This is a genomic window from Novosphingobium sp. (assembly GCF_040398825.1).
In the GTDB taxonomy this organism is placed as follows: domain Bacteria; phylum Pseudomonadota; class Alphaproteobacteria; order Sphingomonadales; family Sphingomonadaceae; genus Novosphingobium.
In genome coordinates this window covers 59,207-84,903 of the sequence record NZ_JBBATI010000016.1, presented here as the reverse complement: position 1 = coordinate 84,903, position 25,697 = coordinate 59,207, and the positions used below count along the sequence as shown (strand labels likewise).

Genomic DNA, 25,697 nt, shown 5'->3' with positions numbered 1-25,697 from the left:
GACGCCGAAAATCGCGGTGGCCCCGAAAAGCTACACCACGCGTTGGGACACGATCCGTCAGAGGATGACCGAGTTTCTCGTTAAGGATGCAGTTCCACTGGATATGGTAACCTGCGTGATTGCCAAAACCCCTGCGATGGAGCAGAATCTACGAGAGCAAATGGCTTCTTCGAACTGGAATATTCCTATCTTGGTCAAACCTGGGTGCTATTTTTCATGACCATCACATTTAAAACCGGCGACATGTTCTCCGAGCCAGTAGATGCAATAGTTAATACGGTAAATTGCGTTGGCGTGATGGGGAAGGGTGTAGCGCTAGAATTTAAGCACCGCTGGCCCGAAAACTACGAAGTTTACAAGGCTGCTTGTGCCGCAAAAACCCTCAAACCAGGGCGAATTCTGATTCACGAGAATCGTCGTCTCTTTGGCGATGATGGTCCCCGTTTCCTCGTCAATTTTCCGACCAAGGCTCATTGGCGCTCGCCTTCTAAGCTCTCATACATTGAGGAGGGCCTAGATGCGCTCGTGGACGAGATCCGACATTTTGGGATCACTTCCATTGCGCTGCCTCCTCTCGGGTGTGGGAACGGAGGACTAGACTGGCGCGATGTCAAACCGATGATCGCTGATAAACTGTCCGCCTTGAAGGACATCAAGATTGTCGTGTTTAGCCCCAAGGAGAATGCTGACCAACCCGAATTTGATGAACGAGCGTCGCTGGCGATGAATCGCGCGCGCGCCGCATTGTTAAAAGCCCTGTCGGAGCTTGAGGTTCATTTCGATGGATCGTTTGACCGCTTATCGCTGCAGAAAATCGTCTATTTTCTGCAGACATTGGGTGTCGATTTCCGGCTCAATTTTCAAAAGAACTTGTATGGACCATACTCTGACCCGCTTAAAAAGGCGTTCATGTCTTTAGAGCGCCATGGAATGATTGCCGGATTTTTCACTGGTGATCGCCGCGCCCATGTGACCCCTGCAGGCTGTGCCGCGGCTGACGCCTACCTGCAAGAGGCGGGCATCAGTGTCGATGCCACGATCCTCAAGCTTGGTCATTTGGTGCAGGGTTACGAAGGCCCATACGGGATGGAACTGCTTTCGTCTGTGCACTGGCTAGCTGATAATGAAAAGCACTATCCAGTTGAGAAGGTGATTGGGGTCCTACGGAACTGGAGCGATCACAAGAATAACTCGTTTGATGAAGCTTCGATCCGCGCTGCCTATGCGCGGCTGATCGAGGACGGTTTGATTAATTGAACTTTGGCGGATCGGAGGCAATTGATGGCAATGCCTATCCGAGGAGGGTGGCCAACCAACAGCTTTTTTTGCCGTTGAAGCGGGCGTATACGCCAAAGCGGACAAGCAGCTATCCCATCTGTTTACCGGTAACCGGACAGTCGCAAGACGGCCCAACCTTGCCGTTCCCGCCGCTACTTGCGGCCTTTCGGAATGGCCGGTATTAGGTTGAAAGACGACCTTTCGCCCCCGGCTAGGGAATGACGGCAATGTCCCAGTTTGCGTCATTTGATCGGGCGGGGAATTTCGCCACGCCGGCACCATAAAGTTGCCACCGAAGGACTTGCTCGCTTCGCAGACCCCTCGCCAGCCGGCGGAAGCCGTTCAAACCCCCAGCATTGCCGAACCGACCACGGGGATGCCAAAGCTGTGGCACTGGTCGACCACCTGGCGGGCGCGCAGCGACCGCGTGGTTGAGGCGTGGGTGACCAGCAGGGCGCCGCGGGTGGCGGAGCCGATGATCTGATAATCGCTGCCCACCGATGCCGCCGGGGTATCCACGATGATCATGTCATAGCGCAGCCGGACATGATCGATGAACTGCCCCAGCGTTTCGCGCAGCAACAATTCCTGCGGGTTGGACGGGATGCCGCCGGCCGTCAGGATTGACAGTGTGGGCATGGCCGGCAGGATGTGGACCAGACCCTGCGCGCCCTGGTTGCCCGACAGCAAGGCCGACAGCCCCGGCAGCGCGGGTGAAATCGCAAAGATTTCGTGCTGGCGCGGGTGCCGCATGTCGCCATCCACCAGCAGGGTGTTGAACCCGACCTGGGCAAAACCGGCGGCCAGATTGGCCGCCATCAGCGACCGGCCTTCACCGCGGTCGGCGCTGACCACCGCCAGCGTGCGTTCGCCCTTTGGGTGTTTGAACCAGCGCAGGGCCAGCGCGTTGCGGATCGACCGATAGTCTTCGGCCTGGGGTGAATTGGGCTGGGTGAACGCCACCGGTTCGCCCGACCAGGTTTCGCCGGGATGGCCGATCTGTTCGGCCACTGCGCGGTCCAGCGTGTCGCGATCGATCACCCCCAGTTCGACCGCGGCATCGCCGAAGGGCCGGCCATGGCTTTGCGCAAAGGCAAAGATCTGTGCCGATTGTTCGGACGTGATCAGTCGCGCCGCTTCGAGCACGTGGCCAACGCCGCCGGCCTGTTCGGATCGTGCATCATGTTCTGTTGCAGCGCCTGCGTGTCGGGCCGTTTCGGCCACAGCATCGGTATCATAGGCCATGGTCTGTTACCTTTCGTTGGTCGAACCGGGAAGATAGCGCAGCGTCGCACCGAGCAGCGGCCGGCGACCGGCGAGCGCCGGCTGGCGCACCCCGCCCAGGCTGGGCACACCCAGCCAGGTCGGAATATCGTCGGGTACGCGCAGGCGGTGATCGAGCAGTTCGGCAATGATCGCCACGCCTATGCCCAACAACAGCCCGATCACACCACTGGCGAGCAGCAGCAGCACGTGCGGCAATCCGCTCGGCCGGTCGGGGGCTTCGGCGCGGGCCAGCATCGTCACGTTGCTGATGTTGGTGGCGCTGATCAGCGAATTTTGCGCAGCCCGTGCAGTCAGCGCCTCATACGTGGTTTTCAGATTGTCGACGTTTTCCTGCAGCGACAACAGTTCCCCACGCGCCTTTTGGCTGGCGATCGTGGTCTGCCGTTGTGCCGCCACCGCGCCCGCCAGCTGCCGCACGCTGGCCGTGGCCTGCCCCGACGTGTTGGCCGCGCTGGCGGCAACCAGCGACTTTTGCTGTGCCAGCTGGCTGCGCAGGGTTTCCAGCTGACCGGTTACCTGACGATAATCGACATTGTTGGGGCCGGCCAGTGTGGACAATTGCCGGCGCTGCGCTTCCAGTTTGGCGATTTCCACCTGCAGGCTTTGCACCACCGGGCTGCTCATCACATCGGGCAGGGCGCCGCCGGCGCTGCGCTGGTTCATCGCCGCCTGGGTGGCCTGCGCGGCAGCCAGTTGCTGCGACAGGGCCATCAGCTTCGTATCTTCGGCGCCGGAGCCATCCGGATTGGTCGCAACCCCCAGCTCGGCGCGTTTGGCGCTGAGTTTGGTCTGCGCCTCGGCCAGTTGCCGGGCCAGGTTTTCGACATTGCTGCGAAAGTTTTCGCTGGCCTGCTGGGCGGGCTGGCGCTGCAGATCGATGGTGACCTTGCGATAGGCCTCGGCAAAGGCATTGGCATAAGTGGCCGCCAGCTGCGCATCGGGTTCGGTAAAGCTGATCGAGATCACCCGCGAGCTTTCCGACGGGGTGACGCGCAGATCCTTAAGCAGACGGCCGGCAAAATAGGAGCGCGCGTCCTGTTTTGAACCGCTAGCGCGATAGACATCCATCGCATCCAGGTTGTGCACCAGCCCGAGCGCATCGATCGCGGCGAGCGCGACAGTGTTCGACTGGATCACGTCGACCTGGGTGGCCAGATAATCCGGCTGCAGCTGGGCCATCACCCCGGGGTCGCCGTTGATCGCCACGCTGGCCGGTGGGCGCACATCGATCAGCACTTGCGCCACGCTGGTATAGCGGCTGGGCGCGATCACGATCCACAAGGTGGCGAGCACCAGGCCAAGCAGCATCGTGAGCGCGGGAATGCGCCAGCGGGCGACAAGAATTCGCAGGAATTGAGAGACATTCATGAGGCATATCCCTTGAATGGTGGGGCAGCGCGGCAGGGTCGGAACGCGGCGTGGCGATGCGCGCCCGCATGTTGCGCGCGATCATCATGCGCGGGTGGCAGGCCGGGTGCCCGGCCGGCCGCAACCGGCAGCAGGGGGACGGCGAGCGGCATCAAAACACGCGCCGCCCGACCATGACCAGATCGCCCGGTTCGACCGATGATCCCGGATCAGCCCGGGCGACGACGGTCTTTTCGCCATCAACCCGCTTGTGCGTCACCTTGATGTTGCTGCGGCTGGCATTGGGTGTGAAACCGCCGGCCAGTGCCAGCGCCTGCCCCACGGTCATATCCTTTTCGATTGGATAGGCGCCCGGCCGGCCGACTTCGCCGGACAGATAGACCACCCCGGCGGCGGCGACGACCAGCACTTCACCGCTGCGCGCGGGGCGATCGGCATTGCCGGACACCAGGTCGGCCATCAAAAAGCGTTCGCGCGTGCCATCGGGATGGATCACCACCACGTTGCCCGCGCCCGTACCGATCGGCGCCCCTGCGCGCGCGAGCACCGTCGACAGCATCATGCTGTGCGCATCGAGCGGGATGCTGCCCGGCCGGCCGACTTCGCCCATGACCTGGATGACGTGGGCGCGCACTTCGGACACCAGCACGGTGACCTCAGGATTGAGCAGGATGCCGCGCCGCTTGATTTCGCCGGCGATCAGCGCGCCGGCCTCACTGGCGGTCAGGCCGTCGAGCGCAATCGCCCCGACCCCCGGCACGATCACCGATCCGTCCTTGGCAGTGCGCACCATGCCGCCGATATCCTGCGCGCGATAAACCGAAATCGACAGCAGGTCGCCCGCGCCGATCTGGTAATCGGCCGCAGCGCCATTCCCGGCCATGACCGGAACCGGCGTGATCGCGCCGGTCGGGCCCTGCGCCATGCCCGCGGTTTGCGCGGTCGCGGCGGCGGGCGACAGGCCGCACAGGCCCAGCGCAAGCGCGATCAGGCCGGTGCACAGCGCAACACGGGCGTGGCGATCACCGGTACGCGGTGGAAAGTCTGTGTGTGAAAGTGGTTCCGTCATGATCTGTTCCCCTGGCCCGATTGGATCGGCGCGGTTGATGGGCCGGCGCATCACAGGCCCCGGCCTGTCATGGCGTTGGTCAATTGTTCTGGATGAGCGCCAAACGAATAAATCAGCGAAATCTGGGCAATATTTTCGCGGTAATTGGCGAAATGGTAAGACGAATTTCTGAATTCGTGCGAATAATTGGCTACAACTGCAAAATGGCTGGAAAGGCCATAGGTCACGGCCGCTTCGGCACGACAGAAATGGTCGGCCCGATCGATCAGGCCCAGGCTGTAACTGTTGACCAGCGCCAGCGAGTCTGCCTCAAATTTGCGGTGGCTATAGTCGAACCGGCTGGACAGGCGCCAGCGTTCACCCACTTGCACGGTCGCGGTCACATTGGCGTAATTGGTGCGCACCGAATCAACGAACAGCTGATCGACCGATTCCAGCCGCCAGCCGACATTGGCACTGATCAGCGCATGGTCCGACGGGGCGAATTTGACCCCGACCTGGCCGAACGGCGCCGAAAAATTGTGCGCCAGCACCGTGCTGTCGCGCCGCCAGACGTAAGATGCAGAGGCATTGATGCTGGTGATAGGGGTGATCTGGTAGCGCAGTTTCAGTTCGATCGACCGGTCGCGCAGATTGGTCGGTTGATTGACCACGCCCTCACCCAGATCGATGAACCGGTTGCCCAGCCCCTTGGTATGGCGTTCGCCAAAGGTCAGATCGATGCGGTTGCCGAGCGGGGTGTGCCAGCCGATCCCCACCGCACCGCCATAGCGTTCGTAGTTGTAGGCATCGAACAGGCCCGCCGTGTTGCTGCTGCGGGTATAGACCGGGTCGACCACCACGACGAATTCGCCCGCCACCTTTACCGCCAGTTCGGGGGCGGCATCGATCAGCGTTTGCACATTGCGCACCGGCAGGCCGAGCGAGGCAAAGCTGCTGAGCGCGCGGCGCGCGGTCAGGCTGCCACTGACGGTCAGCAGGCGTTCCGACGTCGGGCCGGCCGTCAGCTGAAACGCGTAGCCGGCGTTGTTGTAGGCGGTGTTGCGCCCATAAGCTTCGTAATTGACCTCGGCCAACAGATCGACCTTGTACCCCGGTGGGTGAAAGGTGGCGTCTATTTCGGCATTGCCCGAATAGACGGTATCCGACCGCTCCAGCCCCGCCGGCAGATCATCGGACGGCAACGCAAAGACGTTGTCGTCGTAACGCAACGCTGCCGTGGCCGCGCCGGTCACTTCGGCATGGGCGACGACGGGTAGGGCGACCGCGGAAAGCGCGACGCCAGCCAGAAATCCTGCCAAAATTTGCAAACGCGTCATGGTGCTGCACTCGCCAAATTGCGCGGTCCAAACGGTCGGAACACACTGTGGGAATATACTTTGGGAATATACGATGGGGGCTATCGTCCGGGACCGGGGTGGTCCACGGGGATTGCCTCGCAATGGGATTTACTTTGTCGCCTGCGGGCCGGGTTGCAGGTCGGCGCGAAAGGCAATCCGCGCCCCTTCTTTCAGCCCGGCCAGTTTCTGCGCGATCTGCGCCTGCCGCACCGCATCGGCGGCAAGGCCGTTGCGCAGGTCGGCAGGGATCGGCGCGGGATCGCTGCGCATGACGGCCAGCACCCGCAAACCGCTGTTGGGTGATCGCGAAGACCCGGCAAACACAATCGGTTCGCCCACCGGGGCGGAGGTAAGCTGGCGCGCCATCGCCGGGTCGATCAGCGCGGTATCCAGCACCTGGCTGGCCCGGCGCGTGGCAAGGTGCCGCGCGCGCAACGTGCTTTCCACCGCGTCCATCGCGTGCAACGGCGCAAGGTCCTTTATGGAGCCAGAAGCGTTGGGCGCCTCGATCGCATCGACCAGCAGAAACGCGCGGGCATCAAACCGCAGCGGATTGGCCGCAACATAGTGATCGATGTCGGCCTGCGCCGGTCGCGGCAAAGCCGCGGCCCAGCGTTTGACCATCATGTCCGCCAGCACCAGATCCTGCGCGCGATCCTTGAACGCCAGATAATCGGGCGATTTGTCCAATCCCTGGCGCTGCGCCTCTTCGATGATCAGGTAACGCGCGATGATCTTGTCCAGCGCCGCGTGCTGCATGGCCTTGTCGCTGTCGGGCAGGTTGGCTGCGGCCAGCTCTGCCGCGACAGCGCGATCGCTGATCTCGTGCCCGTTGACATGCGCCTGCACTTGCCCCGAAGGCACCCCGCCACACGCCCCGAGCATCAGCGCCAGGCCCGTCAAAAGCGCGGTTCCGGCGCGGTTGGGTATAGCATGGTCAAACAATGATCTGGTCATAAATCCCCGGCAATACGTGATGAAAAACGTGACTCTGTTCCGCCAAAGCCATCGACCAGCAGGCGGCGCCCGTCTGGTGGCAAGGCGGCGCCAAGCAGGCCGATGAACCCGAGCACAGCGGCAACCGCCTGGGCGCGCGCGGCGGTATCGACCGAAATCCGCACCAGCACGGCATCGGGCATCCGGCCGGACAGGTTTTCGTGCACGATCACGCGGCGCTCGGCCGTGCCATCGGCGGGAAAGGTGCCGGCAATGCGGGTCCAATAGAACACCTGCTGGACCAGATCGTCGCGCGATGCGGTCACGACCTGCGCCGGCACCGCGCGTCCGGCAAAGCGGATCGGCAGGGCGCGGGGATCGGTCAGCGTGAAGCCCTGCGCCGGATAGCAGGCATCGGGCCGGTGCAATTGCACATCGGTATCCTGGCCCCGCCCATAGGCAATCAGCAGCGCCATATCGGGCAGCGGCGAGCCGATTCCCCGCGATTGCCCGGCGTCGGGCGCAGAAAGCCCCGCCGCGCGATCCGCGCGATAAATCCGCGTCAGGATGCGGTCATACAACTTTGCCGACAATTCGTCCGACGGCGCGGTAACCAGCCCGTCATGTGCCGCCACCTGCCATGGCCCCAGCCGCTGCGGCACTGCCGCATCGATCCAGTGGTCCGACAGCGCCGGCGCCACGCTGGTCGGCCGCAGCAGCAGCGACGCCGCGCCGACCGCACCCAGCAGGCCACCGGCCAGAATGTCGCGCCGGCTGGGCCGGGCCAGCGCCGGCCATGGCCAGGCCGGCCGATCGTGCACTGACTCGCTCATGACCTTGCCCCCCGTCCCGACCGGGCCCCGCTGGGCACCAGCACCGGGGCAGCACGGCGACGCGAACGACGCGCGGCGATCGTATCGACCATCGCCAGCACCACCATGTCGATCAGCACCATCGCACCCAGCGCCAGCGTAAACGTGGTCAGCCCGGCGGCATCATGCAGCATGCCCTGCGCCACGGCGTTGCCGCCATAATGCGTGACCAGCAGCAGGATCAGCACGCGCAGGAAATTGGCCAGCACGGCCACAGGCAGCGCGCACAGCGCCAGCACCAGCATCGCCAGCGGATGCGCGCGGTGGCGCAGAAAGGCATAGAGCAGGCCGATCGCGAGCAGACTGGTCAGCGAATTGAGCCCGGCACAGGCCGCCGCCACCACCAGTTCATAGGAATCGATGTACAGCGATGCCCCCAGGCTGGTGGCGTTGTACCCCAATTGCGCCAGAAAATCGGCGGCAGAGCTGGCAATTTGCAGTTTCAGCGCGCGGGTCAGCGGTACGATCACCGCCGGCGGGGGCGGCACCAGAAAGCCGAGATAGACCAGCGGAAACCAGGCGCGGCGCAGATTGGCCGGCCCGGCGATCAGCGTATAGACCAGCAGCGCCAGCACATAGAGCGCGGCGGCCTGTAGCCACACTTTGCCGATTATCGCGCAATAGACCGCCAGCACGCCCGCCAGCATCATCGCCGCGATGATTGCAATCGCCGGCATGCGGCCCACCCGGCGGGCGCGCCCAGGGCGTTCCTGCCACGTTTCGCGCCACAACAGCCACAGTCCGGTCACCAGAATGATCGGTCCATGTGCGCCCTGTTCGGTTGTCCACACATCGCGCCCGACCACCACCGCCACCGGGAAACCGGCCAGGGCCGCCCCCAGCAGGACAAACCAGTGCCGGCGCAACGCCGCCAGCACAGTGATAGTGCCAGCCGGCCTGACCATTTCTGACGATGATGGAAAGGAATGGGTCTTTTCAACCACAACGATGGTACCTTGTTCGATCAGATTGGCACTGTTTTCAGACATTCAAAGGGACACACATGGTTCTTTTCACAATTTCCATTGTGGAAAATACTGAACTACTTCCCTTAGAACTAATGCTTACACAGTTGGTCCGACCTGCAAAGGCAAGTTAGAACCGCTTCCGTGCGAGTTCCCTCCAATTCGAAAGAGACACTGCTAGGCTGCGCGGCCTGATCATGCGGACTTGTGGCCGGGACAATCGGGCGCAAAATCGGACGACCGCAGAACCGCAAAAACCGGACAAGCAAAGGGCAGGCGATGATGGAACAGCGCGAAATTGCCGGGCACGACCGCACTGCTGCGGCGCCTGGCCTGGCACAGCAATGGCCCTGGCTGGGTCTGGCCGCGCTGGCACTGGGTGCCGAGGCGCTGGTGATGTGGCGATTCCAGCCGTGGAATGCCGGGCTGATTGCATGGCAATTGGACCGATTTGGCTGGTATTTGCCGACCGCATTGCCGGTTTTGTTGCTGCCACTGGCGGTGGTGGCGCTGCTGCTGGTGCCATCGCGACGGGGCACTGCCGATGATTCCCGCACGGTGGCGGCAGGTCTGGCTCGGCGGCTGGGCGTCGCGGCGCTGGTGGCGGCAATCGTCGCGCTGGTGCTGGGCATCGCCGGCTGGCGATCCGCCGATGCGGTGGCCGCGCCCGCGCGCATGACCCTGCGCGCGATTGAGGCGCGCGGGCCAGCCGCGGAAGGACCGGTGATCCTGACCGACGGACGACCGGGGAACCGGGTGGAAATTCTGGACGCGGCGGCATCGGGCTTTGGCAGCCGCACCGCGCTGGTCATGCTGCGCCATGGCGATGGATCACCCAGCGCGGTGTTTGCCGCGATGCCGGCGGATGCCGACGGCCGGTTTGCGCCATTTGGCGGGCGTGGCTTTCTGGCGACCGGCAGCGTGCCCGCGCCCGTGCTGGCGGGCCTGTCGGCAGATCATGCTGCTGCGGCCGGCACGATCGCCACGCCGCCGATCGTGCTGTTTCCCGATTCACGCGCAGCGATGGCCGGGCACCGGGTCGCCGCGATCCAGGCGCTGGTGATCGCGCTGATCCTGGCCGTGCCCGCCGCGGCGATGGCATGGCGGGCGCGCAAATTCCATGATCGGCGCGCAGTGTCCTGATCCGGCGCTGGCCAATCCGTCACAAATTGCCCATAGGGAATTGTGCGGATTGGCCGATGAGGATTGCGATGACGACGACGGTCAAGGCATTGATGGCGGAATGCGGCGTGGCGTTCGGTACCAGCGGCGCGCGCGGGCTGGTCACGGCGATGACCGACCGGGTCTGTTACGGCTATACCGCCGGTTTCCTGCGCTTCATGGCCGAACAGGGCGAATTTGCGCCCGGCGGCGCGGTGGCGCTGGCGGGCGATTTGCGGCCCAGCACCCCACGCATCCTGGCCGCCTGCGCACGCGCGGTGCGCGATCTGGGCGGGGTGCCGGTGTTCTGCGGCTATGTGCCCACCCCGGCGCTGGCGCTCTATGCGTTTGGCCAGGGCATTCCGTCGCTGATGGTGACTGGCAGCCACATCCCGGCCGACCGCAACGGCATCAAATTCTACCGCAGCGCCGGCGAAGTGCTGAAAGCCGACGAAGCAGGGATGAGCCGGCAGGAAATCGACCTCGACGGTGGCCGCTTTGATGCCGATGGCATGCTGATCGCGGCCGAAGTGCTTCCGCCGGTGACCGATGTCGAAGAAGCTTACGTCAGCCGCTACATCAACCATTTCGGGCCGGGCGCGCTGACCGGAAAGCGCATCGGCGTCTATCAGCATTCCGCGGTTGGCCGGGATGTGCTGGCGCGGATTGTCGCCGAACTGGGCGCAGAGATCATGCTGCTCGGCCGGTCCGACGTGTTCGTGCCGGTCGATACCGAGGCGATTCGCCCCGAAGATGTCGTGCTGGGGCGCGAATGGGCGGCCGAACACCACTTTGATGCGATCGTTTCGACCGATGGCGATTCGGACCGGCCGCTGATCGCGGATGAAACCGGCAAATGGCTGCGCGGCGATGTGCTGGGCATTTTGTGTGCGCTGCGCGTGGGGGCCACCAGCGTCGCCACCCCGGTCAGCAGCAACACCGCGGTCGAGGCCTGCGGCCAGTTTGCGCATGTGGTGCGCACCCGCATCGGATCACCCTATGTCATCAGCGCCATGGTGGACGAATTGAACGCCGGATCGGCCTGCGTCGTTGGGTACGAGGCCAATGGCGGGTTCCTGCTGGGCAGCACAATTCCGGGCAAACTGGGGACGACCACCCCACTGCCGACGCGCGATGCGGTGCTGCCGATGCTGGCGGTGCTGACCGCCGATGCCACCAGCGTTTCGGCGCAATTGGCCACCTTGCCGCAACGCATTACCTATTCCGACCGGATCATTCCGTTCCCGCCAGAGGCGAGCGCGCAGCTGTTCGGCCAATTGACCGCCGGCGACGATGCAGCACAGATCGCATTGCAGACCAGCCTGTTCGGCAGCTTTGCCGGCGCGGCGCAGAGCGTTGATCTGACCGACGGGGTGCGCGCGCATTTTGCCGGGGGCGGCGTGATCCATCTGCGCGGATCGGGCAATGCGCCCGAACTGCGCTGCTATACCGAAGGCGCGAGCGAGGCCGAAGCGGTCGCGCTGAATTCCGCCGCCACCGCGGCGGTCAAGGCGCTGATGGGGCTTTAACTGGCCGCGTCACAGGAATTCTAACCGGTGGCGGCACAATTTTGAATTGTGTGTAGCGCCGCCGCGCCGCAGACCAATACGCTCTAAAGCCCCTCCCCTTCAGGGGAGGGGTTGGGGTGGGGGCTGCCCCCCCGCGCCGAGCCAAGGGGATGGCCCCCACCCCCGGCCCCTCCGTGCAAGGGGAGTGGGGTAAGTATCAGGAGCGACACCATGCGTATCGGGTTTATCGGATTGGGCAATGTCGGCGGCAAACTGGCGGGCAGCCTGTTGCGCAATGGCCATGACGTGGTGGTGCGCGATCTGAACCCCGCGCTGGTCGCCGAATATGTCGCACGCGGCGCCGCTGCGGCCGACAGCCCCGCCGCGCTGGCCGAAATGGTCGATATCGTCATCACCTGCCTGCCTTCGCCCGCCGCCAGCGCCGCTGTTGCCGAAGGACCGGATGGGTTCCTGGCCGTGCTGAAACCCGGGCAGGTGTGGATGGAAATGAGCACCACCGACTATGCCGAAGTGCTTCGGCTGGGCGCGGCTGTAGAGGCGCGCGGCGCGCTGTTTATGGAATGCCCGGTGTCGGGCGGGTGCCACCGCGCGGATACCGGCAATATATCGATCTTTGCCGGCGGCCCGCGCGAAGGGTTTGACCGGGTGCTGCCGGTGCTGACCACGCTGGGCCGCCGCGTGCTGCACACCGGCCCGCTGGGCACCGCATCGCGGTTGAAGGTGATGACCAATTATCTGTGCACGGTGCACCTGGTCGCGCTGGCCGAGGCGCTGACCACGTGCAAGGCCGCCGGGCTGGACATGAACACCACGTATGAGGCGATCCGCATTTCATCGGGCAACAGCTTTGTCCACGAAACCGAAAGCCAGGTGATCCTGAACGGCAGCCGCGACATCAATTTCACCATGGACCTGGTGTCAAAGGACATCGGCCTGTTCGACGATCTGGCGCAAGCGCACGGCGTGCCGCTGGAAATGTCACCCCTGATCGTGCGCCTGTTCAACGAAGCCCGCGCCACCTATGGCGACCGCGAATTTTCGCCCAACATCATCCGCCGCTACGAAGAACCGCTGGGCCTGAAAGTGCTGGGCACCGGCTTTCCCGACCAGATGGTCGATGATGAGCCTGAAGAGCGTGGGTATGAGGTTGTGCCCAATCGGTAATTGGGGGGCGTGAAGATTTCATTGGGGCTGGAACGTCAGCTGTCCGTTATTTTTTCTGAAAACAGACTTTCCGTAGACGGCCCGCATGCGGTCGTTGCAAACTGATTAATTCGACGATAAAACTCTTAAATGGCAGATCCTATTCAGGCTGGTTTCATTACGCTAACCGACCGCTTGAGCAGATTTATTCCGCTCCTCGGTGCGGTCGATATCGCCATTGCTTGGGCCGCCCATTTCCTTGGCTTTGGGGACAGCACATTGATCGGCCTGCTTGCAGGATTTACGATCCTGTGTGGCCTACCAGTTTTCTTGAGACTGTTCTTCGGAAGTCGGGGAATGCGCTCTCTTCAACAACTCGGCTTTACCAGCATCACCAGTGCATGGTGGTATGCGCAGTGGTTCAATGGATTTGCGCTGGTGCCATTGGCAATTTTGTTATCCGCTATCGCGACTGCCGCTTTGATAGGGGACAGCCATTCCAATAATGCTTTTTTGATGATTTCCGTATTTTGGTCGGACGGTATCGTTTGCAAATTCACTCGGCGCTGGCCGTCAGACGACGGTATAGAGGTCGCGGAGAATTGCTGATCGTCTCGCAACGTCGACTCCCTATGACCTGAATGACCTGACCGCCGTTCGGTCCACAGTCGGCGGTTCTTAATAGCGGCCAAACTCAGCGCCTAACCGGTCCACGCCGCCTATCGCGTAATGAGATTAGGCTCGAGCGTCTTGCGCAGCCCTTGATTGTTATCGCAACGGACTGACCAAAAAAAGCCCTCCCCCTCAGGGGGAGGGTTGGGTGGGGGTGTCCAGCGCCGATGTGACGCGATGTAAATCCGGCGTTGGACACCCCTCCCCAACCCCTCCCCTGAGGGGAGGGGCTTTGCGAATTCTGCGGACAGTATATTCGATCGCTGAGCTGATGGGCCATCCCGCTCCACAAGCCGACGCGAGATTGACGCCAAGCGGTGGTCAGTTGTGGTCGAAATAGCTGCCAATGTCGCGGCTGCCATGCAGGATGTTCACGATCTCAATTGCGTCAGCAGCGCGATAGCGGAAAAAAATCACATAGCCTTGGCATGGCGTGCTGCGAATGTCCGGGCGAAGTTCTGGCCGTGCGGTGCCAAGCGTGGCTGGCAATGCGGCAATCTGGCGGCATTTGGCGCGCAACCGCGTGGTAAAGGTCACGGCAACGTCGCGGCTGCCGCTTTCGGCCGCGATATGGCCCGCAATCTCTACCAGGTTGCGATTTGCATCATGGGTATAGTGCAGTTGGCGCATCAACGCGCCTTTGCGGATTGTTCCCAACCATCCAGGGCAGCGTCGATCTGCGCGCCCACGTCGCCATCGCTATGGGCGCCACCGCGCGCGATGGAGGCGTTGAGTGTCTCGCGCAATGCGGCCAGCCTGGCTTCACGCTCTTCGACCAGACGCAATCCTTCGCGCACCACTTCGCTGGCCGAACCGTAGCGGCCAGCCTTGAGCACAGATTCAACAAAGCCTTCCCAACGTTCGCCCAGCGAGACATTCATGGCGGACCTCCAAAGTGGTGTGTCTCTCCATAGCCCGATAACGAAAAATGCGCAATTATTGTTATTAAAGCAGGTCAGGCGAGATGCTGTCCGCGCCAGCTAAGCACTGTCAGCAACACCCCCGGCAACATCCGCCGTCACCCAGTCGATAAACAGCCGCACCGGCAGTTTGTCCTTCATTGGCTGGCGGCAGATCAGGCCCCAGCCGCCTGGCGCGATGGCGGTGTGATCGACCGGGCGCACCAGCCGGCCAGCGGCGAGGTCGGCATCGGCGAACGGGCCGTTGACCAGCGCGACGCCGCGCCCGGCCAGCGCCATTTCCAGCGCCACCGCCAGCGTATCGACCATCAGATAGGGCGCCTGGCCCGCAAACGCCACGCCGGCGGCAGCGAACCAGCGGGCCCAGTTGTTGGCCTCGGTATAATTGGCGACCAGCGGCTGGTGCATCAGCATGGCGGCATCCATCTGCCCGCCGGCGCGTTCCAGAAACGCCGGGCTGCACACCGGATCGAGCGTGTAATCGAACAGCGGCACCCAGTGATAGCGTTCCGGGTCGGGCGTTTCGGCGCAATAGACCAGGCCGACATCGGCATGCGCCTCGTCAAAGGTCCAGTCGACCGCGCAGGTGGTCAGCGACAGCGTGATGCCGGGGTTGTCGGCCAGGAATTGCGGCACGCGCGGCGCCAGCCAGCGGATCGACGCGGTGACATACGTCTGCACGCGCAGGGGGGTATCGAGCGCGTGGCGGCGCACCGCCTCTGCCCCCTCCATCAGCGATTCGAACGCGGCGCGCACATAGGGATAGAACAGCCGGCCTTCTTCGGTCGAGACCACATGCCGCCCATCCTGCGCAAACAGCCGCACGCCCAGCGCCTGTTCGATAATCTGCAGCTGATGGTTGATCGCTGGCGGGGTCAGGCACAATTCGGCGGCCGCGTCGCGGATGCTCTGGTGGCGAGTGGCCGCCTCAAACCCCCGCAGCGCCTTCAACGGCGGCAGGTCGCGCAAATTGAACCGCGAACGCATTGGTCACCCCATCGATCAGGCGACAGTCGCTAAACCAAAACGCGGTCCTCTGCCAGCAAGGCTGCGCCTTTTTCGGCGACCATCACCGTCGGGGCATTGGTGTTGCCGCTGGTGATCGACGGAAAGACCGAGGCATCGATGACGCGAAGCCCGCCGATGCCATGCACCCGCAGCCGCGCATCGACCACCGATGTGTGCGGGTCAGCCCCCATCCGGCAGGTTGAGGTGGGGTGATAGACGGTATCGGCGCGCGCGCGAAAATCATCCAGCAGCGCGGCATCGTCGGCCACTTGCGGCCCGGGCACCAGTTCTTCGACAATCACGTCGGACAGCGGCGCGCTGGCCGCGATCGTGCGCAACAGCCGCGTGCCGATCTGCGCCTGCGCCACATCGTGTTCGGTGGCGAGGTAATTGGGGTGGATTTCGGGCGCGGCAAACGGATCGGCGCTCGTGATTACCAGGTGACCCCGGCTGGTGGGGCGGCAACTGTTGAACGACAGCAGGAACGCCGGAAACGGATCGGGATTGAGCAGGCGCCGCGCCGCGATCGGCGTGCGGGTATAGCTGACCGGGCTGAAATAGAGCTGCAGCGTCGGATGCGGATCGCTGGCCTGCGCGCGCACAAAACCGCCGGCCTGGTTCACGCTCATCGACAGCGGCCCGCCGCGGTCGAACAGATAGCGCAAGCCCGCGCCCAGTTTTCCCGAAAACGGCCGCAGCACATTGTTGAGCGTAGGCACCGATGTGCGATAGAAATAGCTGACCGCCAGGTGATCTTGCAGATTGCGGCCGACCGCGGGCAGATCGGCCACCACCGGGATGCCGTGTTTTGCCAGCAGCGCGGCATCGCCCACGCCCGACACTTGCAACAATTGCGGCGACCCGATCGACCCGGCGCACAGCACCACTTCACGCCGCGCGCGGATCACGTGTTCGCGCCCACCGCGCATATAGGCCACACCCACCGCGCGGCGCCCTTCGAACACCACGCGCAGCACGCGCGCCTTGCGGATCAGCGTCAGATTGGGGCGATGGCGCACCGGCCAGTAATAGGCATTGGCGGTAGACGCGCGCCAGCCGCCGCGCGTGTTGATCTGGTAGATGCCAAAGCCTTCGCCATCCGCCCCGTTGAAATCGGGCGTCACGCGATAATCAAGGCCGCGCCCGGTGGCCAGGAACCGGTCGCACAGCGGATGCACCGACCCCGAAATGTCTGTCACATGCTGCGGCCCGCCCGCACCATGCCATTCGCTTTTGCCCAGGTCGTGGTCTTCGGACCGGATGAAATAGGGCAGCACATCATCCCAGCCCCAGCCGGGATTGCCGGCATCGCGCCAGTTGTCATAATCGTGGGGAAAGCCGCGCACGTGGACCATGGCGTTGATCGACCCCGACCCGCCAAGCACTTTGCCGCGCGGCCAGTAACTGCTGCGCCCGCCCAGCGATGCCACCGGCGCAGTTTCAAACATCCAGTTGATGCGGCGGTCGAAAAACGTGCGGCCATAGCCGATCGGCAGCTGGATAAAGATCGACAGATCCGATCCCCCCGCCTCCAGCAGCGCGACTTTGGTCCAGGGGTCTTGCGACAGGCGGCTGGCGACGACACAGCCGGCGGTGCCCGCGCCAACGATCACATAATCGGCTTCTTCGATCATCGTACCGGGACTTGCGTCATGTCCAGGTGCAGCATGCTGCCGGTATAGGGGTTGGCAAGGGCCACCGCCTCGTTCAGTTCAACGCCCAGGCCCGGCGCGGTGGGCGGAATCACGTGGCCGTCTTCAAACCGGATCGGGTTCATCAGGATTTCGCTGTGGAACCCGCCCCAATCCTCGATCGATTCCAGGATCAGGAAATTGGGTGAGGCGGTCGCCAGCTGGATATTGGCCGCGCCGACCACCGGCCCGCAATAGAGGTGCGGCGCAATCTGCACATGGCGCACTTCTGCCATGGCAGCGATCTTCTTGCCCTCCAGCAGCCCGCCGCAGCGCCCCAGGTTAAGCTGCAGGATCGCCGCCGCGCCGCAATCGAGCAGGCGCGCAAAATCATACTTGGTGGCCAGCCGTTCGCCGGTGGCGATGGGGATCGATGTGGCGCGCGCGACCCGCGCCATTTCCTCTGGCGCGTCGGGCGGCACCGGTTCTTCCAGCCACAGCGGATCATAGGGTTCCAGCCGCTTGGCCAGCCGGATCGCGCCCGCCGCAGTCATCTGCCCATGCGTGCCGAACAGCAGATCGGCACGGGTGCCCACCGCCGCGCGCAATGTGCCGGCAAAGCGTTCGCACAGATCGAGCGCTTCCAAGGACAATTGCCGCCCGTCAAACGCGGAATACGGCCCGGCGGGATCGAATTTCAGCGCGGTAAAGCCCATGTCGAGATAGATCTGCGCGCGTTCCGCCGCCAGATCGGGATCGTGATAGACGTCGGTCGCATCGCCGGGGCGCGGGTAGATATAGGTGTACGCACGCAGCCGCTCGTGAACCTGCCCGCCTAGCAATTTGTACACCGGCTGGTTCGCCGCCTTGCCCACGATATCCCAGCACGCCATTTCCAGCGCCGACAGCACGCCCATCACGGTCAGATCGGGATGCTGGGTAAACCCGGCGGAATAGACCCGGCGCCACAGCACTTCGATATCGTGCGGATCGGTGCCGTGGGCATAGCGCGCAAACATATCTTCGATCAATTGCGCGACCAGATGCGGGGAGAACGGCACGCAATAGGCCTCCCCAATCCCGGAAATCCCGCAGGCCGTGGTCAGTTTGACGAACACGAAATAACGGCCGCCAAAATGCGGCGGCGGGTTGCCCACGACAAAGGTCTGGATATCGGACAGACGCATGCGCTCTGTGGGTCCTGTGCAGACGGCAAAGACAATCGGAATGCCGTGATTGCCAGAGTGTAAGGCCGTTAGACCAGCGGCAAGTGAAGCTTTTTGCGCAACCGGAAAATTTCGTTGTCGCCGCAGGGCACCATGCGGTTATGGGCGGGCGATGCCCACGCCGCTTTCCATTCTGGTCGATGCCGATGCCTGCCCGGTAAAGGACGAAATCTATCGGGTCGCGTTTCGGCGCAATGTGCCGGTGGTGGTGGTCAGCAACAGCCGCATGCGCCTGCCCGATCATCCGCTGATCACGCGCGAAGTGGTGAGCGACGCGTTCGATGCCGCCGACGACTGGATCGCGGAAAACTGCGGACCACGCAGCGTGGTGGTCACCGCCGATATCCTGCTGGCCGACCGTTGCCTGAAGGCGGGTGCCACGGTGATCGGCAACACCGGCAAGCTGTTTACGCATAACGGCATCGGCGCGGCGATCGCCACCCGTGCGATCATGGCCGATCTGCGCGCCGGGGGTGAAGCGGTGGGCGGGCCAGCGCCGTTTGCAAAAGCCGACCGTTCGCGCTTTTTGCAGGCACTGGATGAGGCGCTGGTGCGGCTGGCGCGATGAACTACGACGCGATCATTCTGGGCGCCGGCGCCGCCGGGCTGATGTGTGCCAGTGTTGCGGGCCAGCGTGGGCGGCGCGTGGCTCTGCTCGATCATGCCGATGAACCGGGCAAAAAGATCCTGATTTCGGGCGGCGGGCGCTGCAATTTCACCAACCTGGGCACGGTGCCCGAACGGTTTCTGTCGCAAAATCCGCATTTCGCCAAATCGGCGTTGAGCCGTTACACCCCGCACGATTTTCTGGCGCTGGTCGAACGGCATGGCATCGCCTGGCATGAAAAGACGCTGGGGCAATTGTTCTGCGATGGTTCGGCGCGGGCGATCGTGGCGATGCTGCTGGACGAATGCGCGCGCGGCGGGGTGGATCTGCGCTGTGACGCAGCCATTGCGGCGGTCGACCACGCCGACGGCCTGTTTCGCGTGAATGCCGGTGGCCGCACCATGGCCGCGCCCGCACTGGTGATTGCCACTGGCGGGCCGTCGATCCCGAAAATGGGCGCGACCGGGTTTGCCTATGACCTGGCGCGGCAGTTCGGGCTGAAAGTGGTGCAGCCGCGCCCGGCGCTGGTGCCGCTGACGCTGGCGGGCGAAGACCTGCTGTTTCGCGAATTGTCGGGCGTGTCCGCGCCGGTCATCGCGCGCTGTGGCAAGACCGCATTTCGTGAGGCAGCATTGTTTACCCACCGCGGTCTGTCGGGCCCGGCGATCCTGCAGATATCCAGCTATTGGCAGCATGGGCAGGCGATCGATGTGGATTTCCTGCCCGACCGCGCGCCTGGCTGGTTGCTGGCCGCCAAGGCCAGCCAGCCGCGCGCGCCCATGCGCCGTCTGCTGCGTGAATCTCTGCCCGAACGGCTGGCCGATGTGCTGTGCGACCGGCTGGCGATCGCCGGCGAGTTGGGCACGGCGACCGACCGCAAACTGGCCGAGGCCGAAGCGCGGCTGGCGCAGTGGCGCTTTACCCCCAATGGCAGCGAAGGTTATGCCAAGGCCGAAGTGACCGCCGGCGGCATCGCCACCAGCGACCTGTCGTCCAAGACCATGGAGGCGCGCCGCGTGCCGGGGCTTTACGCGATCGGCGAGGCGGTCGATGTGACCGGCTGGCTGGGCGGGTACAATTTTCAATGGGCATGGGCCAGCGGCTGGGCCGCCGCGCAGGAGTTGTGACATGATACCCCGCGAACTTATCGGCACCGCACAAGTTCCCGATGGTGAGGAACTGCGGCTGTACCGCCATGGCGGTGATTTCATGATCGTGCTCGACCGCAACGAACTGATGAGCACGCGCATGCGCGGATCGGAAGAGGCACTGGCGACCATGAGCGTCGCACGCATCACCGGCGCGCGCAAACCGCACATCCTGATCGGCGGGTACGGCATGGGGTTCACCTTGCGCGCCGCGCTGGCGGTACTGCCCGGCGATGCCGTGGTCACCGTGGCCGAACTGGTGCCCGATATCATCGCCTGGGCGCGCGGGCCGATGGCCGTGGTGGCCGACGGGTGCCTGGATGATCCGCGCGTGCGGCTCATCGTGGGCGACGTGACCAAAGTTATCGAAAAATCGCCCGGCACGTTCGATGCGATCCTGCTGGATGTCGACAACGGCCCCGACGGGCTGGTGCGTGCCGACAACAAACGGCTCTATTCGCGGCGCGGACTGGAAAACGCAGGCGCAGCGCTGCGCCCCGGCGGAGTGCTGGCAGTATGGTCGGCGGCCAAGGATGACGCGTTCGTCCGCCGCCTGCACGACGCCGGGTTTGCGGTGGACGAAGTCACGGTGCACGCGCGCCCCAACGGCAAGGGCGCCAAACATGTCATCTGGTTTGCCATGGGTCAGCCAGGCACGCGCTGATCAGGGCAGCGGCAAACGGCCCAGCAGCGCCTCGATCGCCAGGCCGATGCCCAGCATGTCGCGGTCGGAACCGGCCGGCCCGTCGATCTCGATCGCTACCGGCAATCCGTTGGCAAGCCCGACAGGCAGCACCAGCCCCGGCAGGCCGGCCGTGCTGCCCGGCGCGATGTTGCGGCCCATGGCGGTGGGGAACGGCACGTCCTGATCGCCGATGCGGATCATGTCGTCATCGCCGATCACCGTTGCCGGGGTCATCGTCACCGGCAACAGCATGGCGTGCACCTGGTTGTCGGTAAACCACCGCGCCAGCAGCGCGCGCAAGGCGGGCATGTGTACATCGCGCGCGGCGGCATAGGTGGCCTCGGCAATGGCCAGCGGCGCGCCGGGCAGCGAAAAATGGCGCAGCAGCGCGGTCACATCCGGGCTGACCTGTGCCAGCATCGCATCAAAGCCGATCGTCGCGCCCGATGCCGCCAGCCACGCTGTCAGCGACGGCACCACATCGTGCACCTGCACCGGCAGCGTGATCGCATCGATCAGTCCACCCAGGTCGGGCAGATCGGCCTCGACAATCGTCACCCCGGCGTCAGCCAGCCGCACCAGCACGTCCTCCACCACCACCGCCAGCGCGGGATCAAGCCCGGCAAAGAAATAGTCGCGCGCAATGCCCAGCCGCAGCCCGGCCAGTGGCGGCGCCACGATCGGCGCAGCATCGCCGGTCATCACCGCATCGAACAGCACCAGATCCGCCACCTGGCGCGCGTGCGGGCCGATCTGGTCAAACAGCGGACTGATCGGTGCGCAGCCATCGCTGGGATAGCGCCCGGTGGTCGGGCGAAACCCGGTAATGCCGCACAGCGCCGCCGGCACCCGGATCGACCCTTGCGTGTCTTCGGCCAGGCCCAGCGGCGCGATGCCCGCGGCAATTGCCGCCGCGGTGCCGCCGCTGCTGCCGCCGGGGATGCGCGCCTGGTCCCACGGGTTGCGCACCGCGCCAAATGCCAGGTTGGTGCTGGTCCACCCCAGCGACAGTTCGTGCAGGTTGGTCTTGCCCAGCACATACGCACCAGCCGCGCGCAGCCGGGCCACCACGCTGGCATCGCGCGCGGGATAAAATGCGCGCAAGGCCGAAGTCCCGGCGGTGGTCGGCAGATCGGCGGTGTTGATGCTGTCCTTCACCGGCACCGGCAAGCCATGCAGCATGCCCAGCACATCGCCCCGTTCGCGCGCGTCGTCGGCGGCGCGCGCATGGGCGCGCACCGCATCGGCATCGATGGTGATAAAGGCGTTGAGATCGGCGTGGGCTGCGCATTGCGCCAGCACCGCTTCGGCATAGGCCAGCGCGGTAAAGCGGCCTTCGCGCATCGCCGCCACCGCTTGTGTGGCAGAAAGCGTCAGCATCGTGTCGTGCGTCGTCATGTGCCGGCCATCCCCTGCGGCCGCGCCTGGCGCGCATGCCTTAGTGTGCCGTTATTAGGGGATCACGCGCGCCCGCTCAATCCGATCGCGGGGGTATTTCGTGCAAAGCTGTGCTGGCCACCGGCGCGAAGGGCGGGGTTTCGGGTGGTTGCGGCGCCGGGGCTGGCGGTGAGTCGGGTTGCGGCACCTCGACCGGATCGGGCTCGGGCGTCATGCGGCGTGCCGTTTCAGCAGGTTGGCCATGTCACTGGCGTGTTCCTCTTCGACCGCCAGGATGCCTTCGATCATGCGGCGCGTGGTCGGGTCGTTTTCGGCAAAATAATGCACCAGTTCGCGGTAATGTTCGACCGCGATGCGTTCCGCCACCAGATTTTCGCGGATCATCGCCACCAGGTCGGACGATGTCACATATTCCGATGCGGACCGCGTGACCAGATTGGCGGGGTTGAAATCGGGGGTACCGCCCAACTGGTCGATGCGTTCGGCCACCAGCATCACGTGGTCGCGTTCTTCGCGCGCATGTTGCGCAAATTCGGCCTTCACGCCTTCGCTGGCGATGCCGCTGGCGACCACGGCATGCTGGGTATAGCGCAGCACGCACACGATTTCGGTGGCGAGCACCGCCTGCAGAATATCGATCGCGGCGGCCGCATCGCCGGCATAGCTGGTGCTGACCGCGCCTTCGGCAATGTGCCGCCGTGCGCGATCGCGCAAAGTGGTCACATCGCTTAAAAATGTCTGGGCGGGCTGGATTGCGGTGGCCATGAATAATTCCTGGGCTGATGAGGGAGCACGATGGCGTTGGCCGAGTGTGGCGCGGCCTGACCCGGGCAAGGTAAATTGGTGGCATGCGCGAAACAGCATCGGATTCTACGCAAGCGGCCGCAGGTGCTGGCAAAAACCGGGCTTCATTCCGCGCGTACCTCCAGCTAAGGGGAGCAGGATGACCCAACCCCGCGACCGCGCCGATGCCCCACCGTTCTGCGTGGCCGCGCTGTACCATTTCTGCCGGTTTGACGATTGCGCTGGCATGCGCGACGCCCTTGACCGGGTGTGCCGCCAACAGCACGTGCGGGGCACGCTGTTGCTGGCGCGTGAAGGGATCAACGGCACGATTGCCGGCGCGCGCACTGGCATTGACGCGGTGCTTGACCATATCCGCGCAATGCCGGGTTGCGCCGCGCTGGAGGTGAAGTTTTCGACCGCCGAAGCCCTGCCGTTTCACCGCATGAAGGTGCGCATCAAACGCGAAATCGTCACCATGGGCCAGCCCGACATCGATCCGCGCCTCAGCGCGGGGACGTATGTCGATCCGGCCGACTGGAACGCGCTGATCAGCGATCCCGGCACGATCGTGATCGACACGCGCAACGATTATGAAGTGGCGGTGGGCAGCTTTGCCGGCGCGATCGATCCGCACACGCGCAGCTTCAGCGAATTTCCGGCGTGGTTCCGCGCAGAGCGCGAACGCCTGCTGGGTTCTGGCCAAGAGGGCACCCCGCCCAAAGTGGCGATGTTCTGCACCGGCGGCATCCGTTGCGAAAAATCAACCGCGTTCCTGCGTAGCGAAGGCGTCGATCAGGTCTATCACCTGAAGGGCGGCGTGCTGAAATACCTGGAAACCGTGCCACCCGAACACAGCCTGTGGCAGGGCGAATGTTTTGTGTTCGATGCCCGCGTTGCGGTTGGCCATGGGCTGGCGCCGGGCACGCACACGCTGTGCCATGCCTGCCGCATGCCGGTCAGCCCGGCCGACCTGGGATCGCCGCTGTACGAACCGGGGGTCAGCTGCCCGGCCTGCCACGCCACGCGCAGCGACGAACAGCGCGACGGCTATCGCGAACGCCACCGCCAGGAACAGCTGGCCACCACGCAGGGCCGCGCGCATGTCGGCGCGGTGATACCGGAACCGCCACGCTGATGACCGGCACCCCGGTACGCCCTGTGCGCGCGTTGGCGCGGGCACAGATTGAGGCGCGATCGATCGATTATGTGCCCCTGCGCGAACGCCACGGGCGGGTGCGCGATCAGGCGCCGTTCTGGTTTTTGGGCAATTTTCATTTTCTGACCATCGCCATCGGCTTTATCGGCCCGGCGATGCACCTGTCGCTGGGGTGGACTGCGCTGGCGGCGGTGGCCGGCGTGCTGCTGGGCACCGGATTTCAGGCGTTTCATGCCAGCCAGGGCGCCGAACTGGGCCTGTCGCAGATGATCCAGTCGCGCGCGCAGTTCGGCTATCGCGGGGTGGTGGTGCCACTGGCGGCGGCGCTGTTCACGTTCATCGGTTTCAACGTGGTTGATACCCTGATCGCCGCCGCGGGCATTCAGCAGATCTGGGGCGTGACGCTGCCGGTGACCACGTTCGCGCTGGCCGCGGTGGCCACCGTGCTGGCGGTGTGGGGCCACGATTTCGTGCACGCCATGTTCAAGGCGATGTTCTGGATCAGCCTGCCGATCTGGACGCTGCTGACCGCGGCGATCGTGGCGGGTTACGCCCCGATCCAGGCCACCCTGGTGGCCGACAGCGGGGGATTTTCCTGGGTGGCGTTCGCCACGCAATTTGCCGCCGCCGCCAGTTACAACATCACCTATGCGCCCTATGTATCGGATTATTCGCGCTATCTGCCGCCGACCACGTCGCGGGTGGCGATCATCGGCAATGTCTTTGCCGGGTCGGCGCTGTCGGCGGCCTGGCTGATCGTGCTGGGCGCGTGGTTGGCCGCGCGCACCGGATCGGGCGATGCGCTGGTGGCCATATTGCAGGTCGGCAACCGGCTGGGGCCGGGTCTGGGGCTGGCGCTGTGCGTGACATCGGTGGGCGCATTGGTGGCGGCGATGGGCATGAACGCCTATTCCGCATCGCTGACCTTTCTGACCGGGTGGGACAGCTTTACCGACCGCCATCCCGGCCCCATGCTGCGGCTGATCGTGATCGCCGGGATCGTGACGACCTGGGTCGCGATCGCGCTGGCCAGCGGCAGCGGCGCAATCAATGCGCTGGGGGCGACGCTGGTGCTGATGCTGTACCTGCTGTGCCCGTGGACTTCGGTCAATCTGGTCGATTATTTCGTGTTGCGCAAAGGCCGTTACGCCATCGTCGATCTGGCGCGCGCCGATGGCATTTATGGCGCGTGGGGCATGCGCGGGCTGGTCAGTTATGGCGCCGGGCTGGCAGCGTCGGTACCGTTTTTCGTCATACCAGGCGTCTGGACCGGGCCGGTCGCGGCATGGATGGGCGGGGTCGATCTGGCCTGGCTGGTCGGGCTGGCAGTGGCGGCAGGCAGCTACCTATGGGCCAATCGCAAGTTTGCCCGCACCGACGAAGACGCCGCGATCGCGCGCAGCCAGGCCGAACTGGCGTTGATTGATGCGGCGCCCCTGCACCAATTGGCTGACACCGTGGTTTGACGTCATCGACCATCTTGACCCGCAGGCCGGAATTGGCAATTTGCTG

25 protein-coding genes are annotated in these 25,697 nt (G+C 64.3%); 11 read left to right on the top strand and 14 right to left on the bottom strand.

Features of this window, described 5'->3' with window-relative positions; all coding sequences use genetic code 11:
* A partial coding sequence (locus tag ABWP89_RS10040; RefSeq protein WP_353228999.1) for a DarT ssDNA thymidine ADP-ribosyltransferase family protein occupies positions 1 to 220 on the top strand: 220 nt, incomplete at its 5' end.
* Complete coding sequence (gene darG, locus ABWP89_RS10035; RefSeq protein WP_353228998.1) at positions 217 to 1,257, top strand: type II toxin-antitoxin system antitoxin DNA ADP-ribosyl glycohydrolase DarG; 1,041 nt, start codon at positions 217 to 219, stop codon at positions 1,255 to 1,257. The genes ABWP89_RS10040 and darG, both read left to right, overlap by 4 nt.
* A gap of 363 nt (positions 1,258 to 1,620) precedes the next feature.
* Here the strand turns inward: darG and ABWP89_RS10030 are convergent, their stop codons facing one another.
* The 7 genes from ABWP89_RS10030 to xrt form a co-directional block, all read right to left on the bottom strand.
* Positions 1,621 to 2,523, bottom strand: coding sequence for a polysaccharide biosynthesis tyrosine autokinase (locus tag ABWP89_RS10030; RefSeq protein ID WP_353228997.1), 903 nt, complete (start codon positions 2,521 to 2,523; stop codon positions 1,621 to 1,623).
* Positions 2,524 to 2,529: 6 nt separating this feature from the next.
* Positions 2,530 to 3,933: a GNVR domain-containing protein gene (locus tag ABWP89_RS10025; protein WP_353228996.1), complete on the bottom strand. Its 1,404-nt coding sequence runs from the start codon at positions 3,931 to 3,933 to the stop codon at positions 2,530 to 2,532.
* Positions 3,934 to 4,084: 151 nt separating this feature from the next.
* Entirely contained in the window at positions 4,085 to 5,002 is a 918-nt protein-coding gene (locus ABWP89_RS10020) for a polysaccharide biosynthesis/export family protein (RefSeq protein ID WP_353228995.1), read from the bottom strand.
* A 50-nt stretch (positions 5,003 to 5,052) separates the two neighbouring features.
* Complete coding sequence (locus ABWP89_RS10015; protein ID WP_353228994.1) at positions 5,053 to 6,321, bottom strand: hypothetical protein; 1,269 nt, start codon at positions 6,319 to 6,321, stop codon at positions 5,053 to 5,055.
* A gap of 129 nt (positions 6,322 to 6,450) precedes the next feature.
* The gene (locus ABWP89_RS10010) at positions 6,451 to 7,299 is read right to left on the bottom strand and encodes a hypothetical protein (RefSeq protein WP_353228993.1); all 849 of its coding nucleotides are present in this window, start codon (positions 7,297 to 7,299) and stop codon (positions 6,451 to 6,453) included.
* Positions 7,296 to 8,111 (bottom strand): exosortase C-terminal domain/associated protein EpsI, encoded by an 816-nt coding sequence (locus ABWP89_RS10005; RefSeq protein WP_353228992.1) that lies wholly within the window; start codon positions 8,109 to 8,111, stop codon positions 7,296 to 7,298. Before ABWP89_RS10005 ends, ABWP89_RS10010 begins: the two co-directional genes overlap by 4 nt.
* Positions 8,108 to 9,139, bottom strand: a complete 1,032-nt coding sequence (gene xrt / locus ABWP89_RS10000) for an exosortase (protein ID WP_353228991.1) — start codon at positions 9,137 to 9,139, stop codon at positions 8,108 to 8,110. The genes ABWP89_RS10005 and xrt overlap by 4 nt, the downstream gene beginning before the upstream one ends.
* Positions 9,140 to 9,397: 258 nt before the next feature.
* Here xrt and ABWP89_RS09995 point away from each other — a divergent pair, with 258 nt between their 5' ends.
* The 4 genes from ABWP89_RS09995 to ABWP89_RS09980 all read left to right on the top strand — a co-directional run bounded on the left by ABWP89_RS09995 (position 9,398) and on the right by ABWP89_RS09980 (position 13,557).
* On the top strand, positions 9,398 to 10,258 hold the full coding sequence (locus tag ABWP89_RS09995; protein WP_353228990.1) for a hypothetical protein: 861 nt from the start codon (positions 9,398 to 9,400) through the stop codon (positions 10,256 to 10,258).
* Between the two features lie 68 nt (positions 10,259 to 10,326).
* Positions 10,327 to 11,805 carry a phosphomannomutase gene (locus ABWP89_RS09990; protein WP_353228989.1) on the top strand — a complete coding sequence of 493 codons (1,479 nt, stop codon included), beginning with the start codon at positions 10,327 to 10,329 and terminating at the stop codon, positions 11,803 to 11,805.
* A 210-nt stretch (positions 11,806 to 12,015) separates the two neighbouring features.
* Complete coding sequence (locus ABWP89_RS09985; protein WP_353228988.1) at positions 12,016 to 12,969, top strand: NAD(P)-dependent oxidoreductase; 954 nt, start codon at positions 12,016 to 12,018, stop codon at positions 12,967 to 12,969.
* A 129-nt stretch (positions 12,970 to 13,098) separates the two neighbouring features.
* Positions 13,099 to 13,557 (top strand): hypothetical protein, encoded by a 459-nt coding sequence (locus tag ABWP89_RS09980; protein WP_353228987.1) that lies wholly within the window; start codon positions 13,099 to 13,101, stop codon positions 13,555 to 13,557.
* A gap of 384 nt (positions 13,558 to 13,941) precedes the next feature.
* Here ABWP89_RS09980 and ABWP89_RS09975 read toward each other — a convergent pair whose 3' ends face one another.
* The 5 genes from ABWP89_RS09975 to ABWP89_RS09955 form a co-directional block, all read right to left on the bottom strand.
* Positions 13,942 to 14,250, bottom strand: coding sequence for a type II toxin-antitoxin system RelE/ParE family toxin (locus tag ABWP89_RS09975; protein ID WP_353228985.1), 309 nt, complete (start codon positions 14,248 to 14,250; stop codon positions 13,942 to 13,944).
* Entirely contained in the window at positions 14,250 to 14,501 is a 252-nt protein-coding gene (locus tag ABWP89_RS09970) for a type II toxin-antitoxin system ParD family antitoxin (protein ID WP_353228984.1), read from the bottom strand. Before ABWP89_RS09970 ends, ABWP89_RS09975 begins: the two co-directional genes overlap by 1 nt.
* Before the next feature lie 99 nt (positions 14,502 to 14,600).
* Positions 14,601 to 15,527 (bottom strand): LysR substrate-binding domain-containing protein, encoded by a 927-nt coding sequence (locus ABWP89_RS09965; protein ID WP_353228983.1) that lies wholly within the window; start codon positions 15,525 to 15,527, stop codon positions 14,601 to 14,603.
* A gap of 29 nt (positions 15,528 to 15,556) precedes the next feature.
* Complete coding sequence (locus ABWP89_RS09960) at positions 15,557 to 17,182, bottom strand: GMC family oxidoreductase (RefSeq protein WP_353228982.1); 1,626 nt, start codon at positions 17,180 to 17,182, stop codon at positions 15,557 to 15,559.
* Complete coding sequence (locus ABWP89_RS09955; protein WP_353228981.1) at positions 17,179 to 18,366, bottom strand: mandelate racemase/muconate lactonizing enzyme family protein; 1,188 nt, start codon at positions 18,364 to 18,366, stop codon at positions 17,179 to 17,181. Before ABWP89_RS09955 ends, ABWP89_RS09960 begins: the two co-directional genes overlap by 4 nt.
* Positions 18,367 to 18,517: 151 nt before the next feature.
* Between ABWP89_RS09955 and ABWP89_RS09950 the strand changes: the two genes are divergently transcribed.
* The 3 genes from ABWP89_RS09950 to ABWP89_RS09940 are packed head-to-tail and all read left to right on the top strand — an operon-like array spanning position 18,518 to position 20,824.
* Positions 18,518 to 18,973 carry a YaiI/YqxD family protein gene (locus ABWP89_RS09950; RefSeq protein WP_353228980.1) on the top strand — a complete coding sequence of 152 codons (456 nt, stop codon included), beginning with the start codon at positions 18,518 to 18,520 and terminating at the stop codon, positions 18,971 to 18,973.
* Complete coding sequence (locus ABWP89_RS09945) at positions 18,970 to 20,139, top strand: BaiN/RdsA family NAD(P)/FAD-dependent oxidoreductase (RefSeq protein ID WP_353228979.1); 1,170 nt, start codon at positions 18,970 to 18,972, stop codon at positions 20,137 to 20,139. The genes ABWP89_RS09950 and ABWP89_RS09945 overlap by 4 nt, the downstream gene beginning before the upstream one ends.
* A 1-nt stretch (position 20,140) precedes the next feature.
* Positions 20,141 to 20,824, top strand: coding sequence for a spermidine synthase (locus ABWP89_RS09940; RefSeq protein ID WP_353228978.1), 684 nt, complete (start codon positions 20,141 to 20,143; stop codon positions 20,822 to 20,824).
* Here the strand turns inward: ABWP89_RS09940 and ABWP89_RS09935 are convergent, their stop codons facing one another.
* Positions 20,825 to 22,243, bottom strand: coding sequence for an amidase family protein (locus ABWP89_RS09935; protein WP_353228977.1), 1,419 nt, complete (start codon positions 22,241 to 22,243; stop codon positions 20,825 to 20,827).
* 210 nt (positions 22,244 to 22,453) lie between these two features.
* On the bottom strand, positions 22,454 to 23,008 hold the full coding sequence (locus ABWP89_RS09930) for a ferritin-like domain-containing protein (protein WP_353228976.1): 555 nt from the start codon (positions 23,006 to 23,008) through the stop codon (positions 22,454 to 22,456).
* A gap of 178 nt (positions 23,009 to 23,186) precedes the next feature.
* On the opposite strand from ABWP89_RS09930, the gene trhO reads away from it, so the two are divergent.
* Positions 23,187 to 24,164, top strand: coding sequence for an oxygen-dependent tRNA uridine(34) hydroxylase TrhO (gene trhO, locus ABWP89_RS09925; RefSeq protein ID WP_353228975.1), 978 nt, complete (start codon positions 23,187 to 23,189; stop codon positions 24,162 to 24,164).
* Complete coding sequence (locus tag ABWP89_RS09920) at positions 24,164 to 25,651, top strand: purine-cytosine permease family protein (protein WP_353228973.1); 1,488 nt, start codon at positions 24,164 to 24,166, stop codon at positions 25,649 to 25,651. The genes trhO and ABWP89_RS09920 overlap by 1 nt, the downstream gene beginning before the upstream one ends.
* The last annotated feature ends 46 nt before the right edge of the window (positions 25,652 to 25,697 follow it).